The 11,551-nt window shown below is 67.8% G+C and carries 8 protein-coding genes and 2 rRNA genes; all 10 read left to right on the top strand.

Annotated features, from left to right (window positions below; all coding sequences use genetic code 11):
- The first annotated feature begins 45 nt into the window (after positions 1-45).
- The 10 genes from AC1DWC_RS26050 to AC1DWC_RS26005 all read left to right on the top strand — a co-directional run bounded on the left by AC1DWC_RS26050 (position 46) and on the right by AC1DWC_RS26005 (position 11,507).
- Positions 46-3,037 (top strand): 23S ribosomal RNA (locus tag AC1DWC_RS26050).
- Between the two features lie 129 nt (positions 3,038-3,166).
- A 5S ribosomal RNA gene (gene rrf, locus AC1DWC_RS26045) occupies positions 3,167-3,283 on the top strand.
- Between the two features lie 80 nt (positions 3,284-3,363).
- Positions 3,364-4,311, top strand: coding sequence for a tetratricopeptide repeat protein (locus tag AC1DWC_RS26040; protein WP_477912698.1), 948 nt, complete (start codon positions 3,364-3,366; stop codon positions 4,309-4,311).
- The gene (locus tag AC1DWC_RS26035; protein WP_477912696.1) at positions 4,308-5,327 is read left to right on the top strand and encodes an HAD-IIA family hydrolase; all 1,020 of its coding nucleotides are present in this window, start codon (positions 4,308-4,310) and stop codon (positions 5,325-5,327) included. Before AC1DWC_RS26040 ends, AC1DWC_RS26035 begins: the two co-directional genes overlap by 4 nt.
- A gap of 117 nt (positions 5,328-5,444) precedes the next feature.
- Entirely contained in the window at positions 5,445-5,672 is a 228-nt protein-coding gene (locus tag AC1DWC_RS26030; RefSeq protein ID WP_072845193.1) for a hypothetical protein, read from the top strand.
- Position 5,673: 1 nt separating this feature from the next.
- Entirely contained in the window at positions 5,674-6,489 is an 816-nt protein-coding gene (locus AC1DWC_RS26025) for a TlyA family RNA methyltransferase (RefSeq protein WP_477912693.1), read from the top strand.
- Positions 6,486-7,484, top strand: coding sequence for an NAD kinase (locus AC1DWC_RS26020; RefSeq protein WP_477912691.1), 999 nt, complete (start codon positions 6,486-6,488; stop codon positions 7,482-7,484). The genes AC1DWC_RS26025 and AC1DWC_RS26020 overlap by 4 nt, the downstream gene beginning before the upstream one ends.
- Positions 7,474-9,255 carry a DNA repair protein RecN gene (gene recN, locus AC1DWC_RS26015; protein ID WP_477912689.1) on the top strand — a complete coding sequence of 594 codons (1,782 nt, stop codon included), beginning with the start codon at positions 7,474-7,476 and terminating at the stop codon, positions 9,253-9,255. Before AC1DWC_RS26020 ends, recN begins: the two co-directional genes overlap by 11 nt.
- A gap of 120 nt (positions 9,256-9,375) precedes the next feature.
- Positions 9,376-10,560 (top strand): putative cytokinetic ring protein SteA, encoded by a 1,185-nt coding sequence (steA, locus tag AC1DWC_RS26010; RefSeq protein ID WP_072845306.1) that lies wholly within the window; start codon positions 9,376-9,378, stop codon positions 10,558-10,560.
- Positions 10,557-11,507: a copper transporter gene (locus AC1DWC_RS26005; protein WP_139191184.1), complete on the top strand. Its 951-nt coding sequence runs from the start codon at positions 10,557-10,559 to the stop codon at positions 11,505-11,507. Before steA ends, AC1DWC_RS26005 begins: the two co-directional genes overlap by 4 nt.
- Positions 11,508-11,551 lie beyond the last annotated feature (44 nt).

The following is an 11,551-nucleotide window of genomic DNA, read 5'->3' as shown; positions in this document are numbered from 1 at the left end:
GTTGTGTGTTGTTTGAGAACTGCACAGTGGACGCGAGCATCTTTGTTGTAAGTAGTTAAGAGCGTACGGTGGATGCCTTGGCACCAGGAGCCGATGAAGGACGTAGTAGGCTGCGATAAGCCTCGGGGAGCTGTCAAACGAGCTGTGATCCGAGGGTCTCCGAATGGGGAAACCCAGCACGAGTGATGTCGTGTTACCCGCGCCTGAATATATAGGGCGTGTGGAGGGAACGTGGGGAAGTGAAACATCTCAGTACCCACAGGAAGAGAAAACAACAGTGATTCCGTGAGTAGTGGCGAGCGAAAGCGGAAGAGGCTAAACCATGGATGTGTGATAGCCGGCAGGTGTTGCATTTGTGGGGTTGTGGGGCCTTTCTTCCCGTTACTGCCGTGACGGGCGAGAGTAAGAAACCGAGTTGTTAGTCGAAGTGGTCTGGAACGGCCTGTCGTAGAGGGTGAGAATCCCGTAGACGAAAACTTCTCGGCTCTCGTGATTGGTACCCAAGTAGCAGCGGGCCCGTGAAATCTGCTGTGAATCTGTCGGGACCACCCGATAAGCCTGAATACTCCCTGGTGACCGATAGCGGACTAGTACCGTGAGGGAAAGGTGAAAAGTACCCCGGGAGGGGAGTGAAATAGTACCTGAAACCGTGCGCTTACAATCCGTCAGAGCCTTCGAGCAGCTTGCTGCTGGGGGTGATGGCGTGCCTTTTGAAGAATGAGCCTGCGAGTTAGTGGCATGTGGCGAGGTTAACCCGTGTGGGGCAGCCGTAGCGAAAGCGAGTCCGAATAGGGCGTTCCAGTCGCATGCTCTAGACCCGAAGCGGAGTGATCTACCCATGGCCAGGGTGAAGCGACGGTAAGACGTCGTGGAGGCCCGAACCCACTTAGGTTGAAAACTGAGGGGATGAGTTGTGGGTAGGGGTGAAAGGCCAATCAAACTCCGTGATAGCTGGTTCTCCCCGAAATGCATTTAGGTGCAGCGTCGCGTGTTTCTCACCGGAGGTAGAGCTACTGGATGGTCTAGGGGGCCCACAAGCTTACCGAAATCAGCCAAACTCCGAATGCCGGTGAGTGAGAGCGCGGCAGTGAGACTGCGGGCGATAAGGTTCGTAGTCGAGAGGGAAACAGCCCAGATCGCCAGCTAAGGTCCCTAAGCGTGTACTAAGTGGAAAAGGATGTGGGGTCGCGAAGACAACCAGGAGGTTGGCTTAGAAGCAGCCACCCTTGAAAGAGTGCGTAATAGCTCACTGGTCAAGTGATCCTGCGCCGACAATGTAGCGGGGCTCAAGTACACCACCGAAGCTGCGGCATTCATGCAATACACCTCGGTTTTCCTGCGGGAAGGCCGGCAGTGGTATGGATGGGTAGGGGAGCGTCGTGCAGCCATGGAAGCGCCGGAGTGATCCAGGTGTGGAGGCTGCACGAGTGAGAATGCAGGCATGAGTAGCGAAAGAAGAGTGAGAAACTCTTCCGCCGAATGACCAAGGGTTCCTGGGCCAGGTTAATCCGCCCAGGGTGAGTCGGGACCTAAGACGAGGCCGACAGGCGTAGCCGATGGACAACGGGTTGATATTCCCGTACCCGTGTGAACGCGCCCATGGTGAATCAGTGATACTAACCGCCCTGAAGCCGGCTGTGTTCCTTCGGGAATGTGGTCGGGGGATGCGCGGGACCTGATCTGGTAGTAGCCAAGCGATGGGGTGACGCAGGAAGGTAGCTGGGCCAGTGAGTGGTAGTACTGGTGTAAGCGTGTAGGGAGTGACATAGGCAAATCCGTGTCGCACATATCCTGAGACGTGATGCGTAGCCGTTGAGGTGAATTCAGTGATCCTATGCTGCCGAGAAAAGCCTCTAGCGAGCTTTCACACGGCCCGTACCCCAAACCGACACAGGTGGTCAGGTAGAGAATACTAAGGCGATCGAGATAACTATGGTTAAGGAACTCGGCAAAATGCCCCCGTAACTTCGGGAGAAGGGGGGCCTCGGCTGGTGACGGAACTTGCTTCCTGAGCTGGTTGGGGCCGCAGAGACCAGTGAGAAGCGACTGTTTACTAAAAACACAGGTCCGTGCGAAGTCGTAAGACGATGTATACGGACTGACGCCTGCCCGGTGCTGGAAGGTTAAGAGGACCGGTTAGCCCTTCGGGGCGAAGCTGAGAATTTAAGCCCCAGTAAACGGCGGTGGTAACTATAACCATCCTAAGGTAGCGAAATTCCTTGTCGGGTAAGTTCCGACCTGCACGAATGGCGTAACGACTTCTCAGCTGTCTCAACCATAGACTCGGCGAAATTGCATTACGAGTAAAGATGCTCGTTACGCGCGGCAGGACGAAAAGACCCCGGGACCTTCACTATAGCTTGGTATTGGTGTTCGGTTCGGTTTGTGTAGGATAGGTGGGAGACTGTGAAGCGGGCACGCCAGTGTTCGTGGAGTCGTTGTTGAAATACCACTCTGATCGTATTGGACCTCTAACCTCGGACCATGATCTGGTTCAGGGACAGTGCCTGGTGGGTAGTTTAACTGGGGCGGTTGCCTCCCAAAATGTAACGGAGGCGCCCAAAGGTTCCCTCAGCCTGGTTGGCAATCAGGTGTCGAGTGCAAGTGCACAAGGGAGCTTGACTGTGAGACTGACAGGTCGAGCAGGGACGAAAGTCGGGACTAGTGATCCGGCACCGGCAAGTGGAAGCGGTGTCGCTCAACGGATAAAAGGTACCCCGGGGATAACAGGCTGATCTTCCCCAAGAGTCCATATCGACGGGATGGTTTGGCACCTCGATGTCGGCTCGTCGCATCCTGGGGCTGGAGTAGGTCCCAAGGGTTGGGCTGTTCGCCCATTAAAGCGGCACGCGAGCTGGGTTTAGAACGTCGTGAGACAGTTCGGTCTCTATCCGCCGCGCGCGTTAGAAACTTGAGGAAGGTTTCTCACCCACTTGTGGGGTAAGGCCCCCGGCAGACCACCGGGTTGATAGGCCGGAACTGGAAGCCCAGTAATGGGTGTAGGTGACTGGTACTAATAGGCCGAGGACTTACCACAAAGAAGCTACGCGTCCACTGTGCGGTATCTGAGACAACACACAGATACCCTTTTCCCCCGCTGGGGCACCCGTTTTGTCGGGTGTGCCGGTCCGGGTGGGGAGAGGGGTGTGTGACAGTTTCACAGAGTTACGGCGGCCATAGCGGAGGGGAAACGCCCGGTCCCATTCCGAACCCGGAAGCTAAGCCCTCCAGCGCCGATGGTACTGCACTCGACAGGGTGTGGGAGAGTAGGACACCGCCGTACAATCGTTACCGAAAGGGGACCCGACATACTGGGTCCCCTTTCGTGTTTTCTCAAGCGTATGTTGTCTTAAAGGAGATGCTGTGTCGGACAACAACGATGATCGTCGTTCGTATGGGAACGGCGGTTCTGATCGTGGTCGCTCGGGCGAGAACCGCGGCGGCAACGCCGGCGGCCCCCGTGGCGGGCGAACCGGTGGCCCCCGAGGCAACACCGGTGGCGGTCCCCGTGGCGGGAGCGGCGGCGCAGGCCGCCCCGACCGTCGTGGTGACGGACCGCCGAGGCGTCGTGGCGGCGAGGGCAGTTTCGGTCCGCCCCCGCGCGACGGTGGCGCGTACGCCGAGCGTCGCGCTCCGCGCCCCGAAGAGCCGGACCTTCCCGAGGACGTGGAGGCCGGCGAGCTCGACCCGACCGTGCGTCGGGACCTGCTGAGCCTGGACAAGTCCAATGCGAACGCCGTCGCCCGTCACCTGGTGATGGCAGGAAAGCTGATCGAGGACGACCCGCGCCTGGCCCTCGCGCATGCCCGGGCCGCCCGGCAGCGTGCCGGCCGGGTCGCTGTGGTCCGTGAGACCGCCGGCATCACCGCGTACCACGCGGGCGAATGGGCCGAGGCGCTCTCCGAGCTGCGCGCCGCCCGCCGGATGGCAGGTGGACCCGGTCTGCTCGCCGTGATGGCCGACTGCGAACGTGGTCTCGGTCGTCCGGAGCGGGCCATCGAGCTCGGTCGCAGCGAGGAAGCCCGCGCACTCACGGGCGACGAGGCCACCGAGCTGCGGATCGTCGTGGCCGGCGCCCGGATGGACCTCGGTCAGTTCGACCAGGCCGTGGTCACGCTGCAGACGCCGGAACTCGACGCGTCCGCGTCCGGACCCACCGCCGCCCGCCTGTTCTACGCCTACGCCGACGCGCTGGTCGCGGCCGGTCGGGTGGAGGACGGCCTCAAGTGGTTCCTCAACTCGGCAGCGGCAGACCTCGACGGCGACACCGACGCAGAGGACCGCGTGGCCGAGCTCTCGGGCGAACAGTGACCTCTGGGTCCTCGACCACCGAGAACGACCGGTCCCTGCGGCAGCGTCACGACGTCCTGCTGCTGGACCTGGACGGCACCGTCTACCAGGGCGCCGAGGCGATCCCGGGTGCTCGGGAGGCGTTGGAGACCGGCGAGAGCCGGTTGTTCTACGTCACCAACAACGCGAGCCGGAGCCCCGCGTCCGTCGCCGCGCACCTGCGTGAACTGGGTTTCGCGGCCACCGAGGACGAGGTCGTGACCAGCTCGCAGTCCGGCGCCCGGTTGGTCGCCGAACATGTCGCCGCAGGGTCGGCGGTGCTGGTCGTCGGGACCGAGGCCCTGGCCGACGAGGTCCGGCAGGTCGGCCTCGTGCCGGTCCGCCGGTTCGAGGACGGCCCGGCGGCCGTCGTGCACGGGCACTCGACCGAGACGAACTGGTCGATCCTGGCCGAGGCCACCCTGGCGATCCGGGCGGGTGCAGTCTGGGTCGCCACCAATGTCGACACCACCCTGCCCACCGAGCGCGGTCTGTGCCCCGGCAACGGCGCGCTGGTCGCGGCGGTGCGGGCGGCAACCGACCGGGAACCGCTGGTGGCCGGCAAGCCGGCCCGACCGCTGATGGACGACGCCCTGCGCCGCAGCGGCGCCGTCAACGCGCTGGTGGTGGGCGACCGGATCGACACCGACATCGCCGGTGCCAACGCCGTCGGCCTGGACTCGCTGCTCGTGCTGAGCGGGGTGAGCCGGCCCGCGGACCTGCTGCGTGCGCCGCTCGGGCACCGGCCGACGTACCTGGCCATGGAACTTGCGGCGCTGGACCGGCCCGCCGAGGACCTCGTAATCGCGCCGCACCCCGGTGTCACGGTCCGTCGCGACGGCGGAACCCTGGTCGTGGCCTGCGATCCGACCGGGTCCGCGGACCGCGCCGACGTCCTGCGTGCGGTGCTGTTCGCCGCCTGGGAGGGCCCCGAGGTGACCGACCTGCGCGGTGAGGACCCGCTCGCGGTCGAGGTCGTCGTAGACCTGCTCGGCTGACCGCCGCGCGCCACGAATCGGCGTGCCTGAATGTGGGGCGCATCGACTCGCGTTGGCCGCCGCGCGCCACGAGTCGGTGTGCGCGAGTGTGGGGCGCATCGACTAGCGTTGACGGCGATGAGTACGCCGATTCCCCGTCCCGGGCAACACCTGCCGGGCCCGCCGCCGACTGTCGACCCCGCCCGGATCCATGCGGAGGTCGACGAGCTGCTGGCCGGTCTCGACACGGCCTCGGCCGTTCACGACGATCCGACCGGTCTGGGCCAGCTGCCCCGGCAGGCACATCTGCTCGAGCAGGCGCACGACGTGTTGGTCCAGGCGCTCGCGACCGTGGACAAGATCTGACGTGGCCAGGCGAGCACGCGTCGACGCCGAGTTGGTTCGGCGGGGGATGGCGCGATCCAGAGAACATGCGGCACAACTGATCTCCGACGGCAGGGTGCTGATCGCCGGGTCGGTGGCCGTCAAGCCCGCGACCGCCGTCGAGGCCGGCACCCCGCTGCTGGTCACCGACGAGGTCGACGAGGTGTCCTGGGCGTCGCGCGGCGCACACAAACTTCTCGGCGCTCTCGAGGCCTTCGAACCGCTCGGCCTGTCCGTCGACGGCAAACGCTGCCTCGACGCCGGCGCGTCGACCGGCGGCTTCACCGACGTCCTGCTCAGCCGCGGGGCGCGCGAGGTGGTCGCGGTCGACGTGGGATACGGCCAGCTGGTGTGGCGCCTGCAGTCCGACGACCGGGTCACCGTGGTCGACCGCACCAACGTCCGGTCCCTGGAGGCCGACCAGATCGACGGTCAGGTGGACGTCGTGGTCGCAGACCTCTCGTTCATCTCGCTCAAACTGGTGCTGGGTGCGTTCGTCGCCTGTGCGGCCGACGGCGCCGACCTGGTACCGATGGTCAAACCGCAGTTCGAGGTCGGCAAGGACCGCGTCGGCTCGGGCGGCGTCGTGCGTGATCCGGCGCTGCGGGTGGAGGCGGTCTACGAGGTGTCCCTCGCGGCTGATGCGCTCGGTCTGCGCACCGTCGGCGTGGTGGCCAGTCCGCTGCCCGGGCCGTCCGGCAACGTGGAGTACTTCCTGTGGCTGCGCAAGCAGACCGAGCCGGGAGTGGAATCGGTGCGTGAGGTCATCGAGCGTGCGGTGCAGGACGGCCCGCAGTGACTTCGGCACCGGAAGGGCAGCGTCAGGAACGGGAAGGGCAGAGCCCGGAACGGGAGATCCTGGTCGTCGCGCACACCGGCCGCGCGGAGGTCACCGCGACCGCGCGCCGGGTCGCCGCGATCTTCGAGCAGGCCGGCATCGGGCTGCGACTGCTCGCGAACGAGGTCGACCAGACCAGTCCGGTCGGTGCCCCCGACGAGTCCACCGCATCGGACGTGGACCTGACCATCGTCGAGGCCGGCCCCGCGGCCGCTGACGGTTGCGAACTGGTGCTGGTGCTCGGCGGCGACGGCACCTTCCTGCGTGGGGCCGAACTGGCCCGCGAGGCCGGGATCCCGGTGCTCGGAATCAACCTGGGGCGCATCGGTTTTCTCGCCGAGACCGAGGCCGAGCATCTCGAGGAGGCCCTCGCTCTCGTGGTCCGCCGGGAGTACCGGGTGGAACACCGGATGACGCTCGACGTGACCGTCCAGGTCGACGACAAAGTGGTCGGCCGCGGCTGGGCACTCAACGAGGCGAGCATCGAGAACGTCTCCCGGCTCGGCGTGCTCGAGGTGGTGCTCGAGGTCGACGGCCGACCGGTCTCCTCGTTCGGCTGCGACGGCGTGCTCGTCGCGACGCCCACCGGGTCCACCGCCTACGCGTTCTCCGCGGGCGGGCCGGTGGTGTGGCCGGAACTCGAAGCGCTACTGGTGATTCCGAGCAACGCACACGCGTTGTTCGCGCGGCCGCTGGTGACCAGTCCCGAGTCGCTGATCGCGATCGAGACGTTCTCCGAGGGGCACGACGGTCTGGTGTTCTGCGACGGCAGCCGGACGCTGTCGCTGCCGGCCGGCGGCCGGGTCGAGGTGGTGCGTGGTCAGCACCCGGTGAAGTGGATCCTGTTGGACTCTGCGCCCTTCGCGGACCGGATGGTGCGCAAGTTCGCGCTGCCGGTCAAGGGGTGGCGCGGCCGCCGGACCGATGGGGAAGGGGACGGTGCGCATGCTCGCTGAGATCCGGATCGACGGCCTGGGCGTCATCTCGCAGGCGAGCGCCCAGTTCCACGAGGGTCTCACCGTCCTCACTGGTGAGACGGGCGCGGGCAAGACGATGGTGGTGACCAGCCTGCACCTGCTCAGCGGCGCCCGTGCCGACGCCGGACGGGTCCGCCAGGGCGCGGCGCGGGCCGTCGTGGAGGGCCGGTTCTCCACCGCGAACACCTCGACGCGGGCCGCCGAGGAGGTCGACCGGCTGCTCGAGTCGACCGGGGCGGAACGTGACGAGGACGGCACCGTCATCGCGGTCCGCACCGTGAGCAGCGACGGTCGCTCCCGGGCGCACCTCGGCGGTCGCAGCGTGCCGGCGGGCGCGCTCGCGGAGCTCACCGCGCCGTTGCTGACCGTGCACGGCCAGAACGACCAGCTCCGGCTGCAGCGACCGGACCAGCAGCGCCAGGCGCTCGATGCGTTCGGGGGCGCCGCGATCGGCTCCCTGCTCGACAAGTACCGGTCCCTGCGCGCGCAGTGGATCGAGGCCCGCGACGAACTCATCGAGCGCACCCGCAGCGGCCGTGAACTCGCGCAGGAGGTCGACCGGCTCGAGTTCGCGCTGAACGAGATCGACTCCGTCGCACCACAACCCGGCGAGGACGCCGAGATCGTCGCGAATGTGCGCCGGCTGACCGACCTCGACTCGCTGCGCAGCGCGGCGGCCGCCGCGCAGGCGGCTCTGGTCGGTGGCGCCGACGCGGAGCTCGGCGGCGACACCGGGTCGGAGGCGGCCGGAGCGCTGGACCTGCTCGGCGAGGCCCGCGCCCGGATCGAGTCGTCCGACGACCAGCAGCTGACCGTGCTCGGGCCCCGGCTGGCCGAGGCGATCACCGTGCTCACCGACGTCTCGTCGGACCTGGCGGGGTACCTCGCGGACCTGCCGTCCGACCCCGGCGCGCTCGACACCCTGCTCGGCAGGCAGGCGGAGCTGAAGTCCCTCACCCGCAAGTACGCCGCGGACGTCGACGGCGTGCTGGAGTGGGCCGCCCAGGCCCGCGACCGGCTGTCGCGGATCGACGTCTCCGCCGACGCGCTGGCCGCGCTGACGGCCCGCGTCGAGGAGACCGCGGCCGCGCTCGCGGCCGCCGCGAGCGCGCTGAGCAAGGCCCGGGCCAAGGCGTCCGTCAAGCTCGGCAAGGCGGTCACCGCGGAACTGGCCGGCCTGGCCATGGGCAAGGCACGGCTCGAGGTCGCGGTGCGTCCGATCCCCGCCGGCCCCCAGGACACCGCGCCGCTGGCGGTGGACGGTCAGGAGGTGCACGCCGGCTCGGCCGGCGTCGACGAGGTCGAGTTCCGGCTCGCCGCGCACAGTGGCGCGACGCCCCTGCCGATCAGCCGCAGTGCGTCGGGCGGTGAGCTCTCGCGGGTGATGCTGGCGCTCGAGGTGGTGCTGGCGGGGGCCGAGTCCGGCGCGACCATGGTCTTCGACGAGGTCGACGCCGGGGTGGGCGGCCGGGCCGCCGTCGAGATCGGCCGCCGCCTGGCTCGTCTCGCACGCACCCACCAGGTCATCGTCGTGACGCACCTGCCGCAGGTCGCGGCCTACGCCGACACCCACCTGGTGGTGGACAAGGTGGACGGGGGCAAGGGCGCCGACAGCGGCGTGCGGACCCTCACCGACGAGCAGCGGGTGGTCGAACTGGCCCGGATGCTCGCCGGCCTCGACGACACCGAGACCGGCCGGGCGCACGCGGAGGAGTTGCTCGCGACCGCCATGGCCGACCGGGCGGGGTAGCCGGGCGCCGCCGCGCGGCGGCACCCGCGTCGGGCGCACTCCGCCGGGCGGTGCCCCGACCAGGAGTTGCTTCGGCGCGCCTCCGTGGGTGAAGGCCCGCGCGGCGTCATGATCGAAGTCATGAAGATGCCCGCTCTGTTGTCACGAAACACCGAATCGCTGCCGGGAACGACCGGCATCGCCAGGGTTGACCGCAACACGGCGAAGCTGTTGCGCCGCGTCGGCCCGGGCGACATCGTCGTCCTCGACGAGCTGGACCTGGACCGCGTCACCGCGGACGCGCTGGTCGCGGCGGGGGTGACGGCCGTCGTCAACGCGTCGCCGTCGATCTCCGGGCGCTACCCGAACCTGGGACCCGAGGTGATCGTCGCGAACGGCATCATCCTGGTCGACTCCGCCGGCGAGGAGGTGTTCAAGAAGGTCAAGGACGGCGCCAAGGTGCGTCTGCACGAGGGCGGCGTCTACGCCGGTGAACGCCGCCTCGCGAAGGGCACCGAGCAGAGCGAGGCGGAGATCTCCGACCTCATGATCGAGGCGAAGACCGGCCTGGTCGACCACCTCGAGGCCTTCTCGGGCAACACCATCGAGTTCATCCGGACCGAGAGTCCGCTGCTGATCGACGGCGTCGGCGTGCCCGACATCGAGGTGGACCTGCAGGACCGGCACGTGGTGATCGTCGCGGACGGCGCGGACCACGTCGCGGACCTGAAGAACCTCAAGCCGTTCATCAAGGAGTACTCGCCGATCCTGATCGGCGTCGGGGCGGGCGCGGACGCGCTCACCAGCGCCGGCTACCGGCCCGACCTCATCGTCGGCGATCCCGACGAGATCACCGCCGACACCCTCAAGTCCGGCGCCGAGGTGGTCCTGCCCGCGGACCCGGACGGGCACGCGCAGGGCCTCGAACGGATCCAGGACCTCGGCATCGGCGCGATGACCTTCCCGGCGTCCTGCGCGCCCGCGGACCTCGCGCTGCTGCTCGCCGACCACCACGGGGCCTCGCTGATCGTCACCGTCGGCTCGACCGTCTCGCTCGACGAGTTCTTCGACCGCGGACGCCGGGACAGCAACCCGGCCGCGTTCATGACCCGGCTCAAGGTCGGATCGAAGCTGGTCGACTCGAAGGCGGTCGCGACGCTCTACCGCAGTCGCGTCTCCGGCGCGGCGATCGCGCTGCTGGTGCTCGCCGCCCTCACCGCGGTCATCGTGGCCCTGGTGGTCTCGAACGTCGGCGGCGAGGCGTGGGACTGGTGTGTCCAGACGTGGAACAGCTTCGCGCTCTGGGTCCAGGGAATGGTCAAGTGATCTCTGCTCGTCAGCACGCGATCTCCCTCGCCGCGGTCTTCCTGGCACTGGCCGTCGGTGTGGTGCTCGGCTCGGGCACCCTCTCCGGCGGCCTCCTCTCGGGTCTGCGCGACGACAAGTCCGACCTGCAGAACCAGGTGAACGCACTGCACGACACGAACAACCAGCAGGCCGAGCAGCTGACCGCGGCGGACAACTTCGACGCCGCGATCTCCGGGCGGGCCGTCCGCGACGCCCTCGGTCAGCGCTCCGTGGTCCTGGTGACCACCCCGGACGCCGACCCCGGCGACCTCGACGCCGTGACCCAGCTGATCGGCGCTGCCGGCGGGTCGGTGACCGGCCGGGTCTCGCTGACCGACTCCTTCGTCGACGCGGCGAACAGCGACCAGCTGCGCACCACCGTCACCAACGTGATCCCGGCCGGGGTCCAGCTCCGGACCGGCGCCGTCGACCAGGGCAGCCTCGCCGGTGACCTGCTCGGCTCGGTGCTGCTGCTCAACGCGCAGACCGCACAGCCGCAGAGCACCCCGGAGGAGCTCACGCTGGCCCTCGAGGCGCTGCGCGCCGGTGGCTTCGTCGGCTACGACAACGGCGCGGTCGCGCCCGCCCAGCTGGCACTGGTGCTGACCGGTTCCGGTGCCGCCGACGGCGCGGCATCCGGCAACCGCGGGTCGATCGTCGCCCGGTTCGCCGGCGCACTCGACGCGCGTGGCGCGGGCACCGTGCTGGCCGGGCGGCCCGACTCGGCGGTCGGCAACGGACCCGTCGCCGTCACCCGCTCCGACACCGCGCTGTCGACCGGCGTCACCACCGTCGACAACGTGGACCGCGAGTCCGGCCGGATCACGACGGTGCTGGGCCTGCAGGAGCAGCTCAGCGGCCACGCCGGCCGGTACGGCACCGGGCCCAACGCGACCGCGGTGACGGTCGGCGCGACGGTCGGCTGACGCGCGTGCGAGCCCTGCGTGTGGCGGACGCCACGGCACTTCGG

The organism is Rhodococcus sp. P4_C10 (genome assembly GCF_056402135.1).
This window is presented reverse-complemented; position numbering and strand designations above follow the sequence as displayed.

Excerpts from the sequence above, each read along its gene's own strand:
- AC1DWC_RS26030 (WP_072845193.1), top strand. The coding sequence starts at position 5,445 with ATGAGTACGCCGATTCCCCGTCCCGGGCAACACCTGCCGGGCCCGCCG.
- recN (WP_477912689.1), top strand. The coding sequence starts at position 7,474 with ATGCTCGCTGAGATCCGGATCGACGGCCTGGGCGTCATCTCGCAGGCG.
- steA (WP_072845306.1), top strand. The coding sequence starts at position 9,376 with ATGAAGATGCCCGCTCTGTTGTCACGAAACACCGAATCGCTGCCGGGA.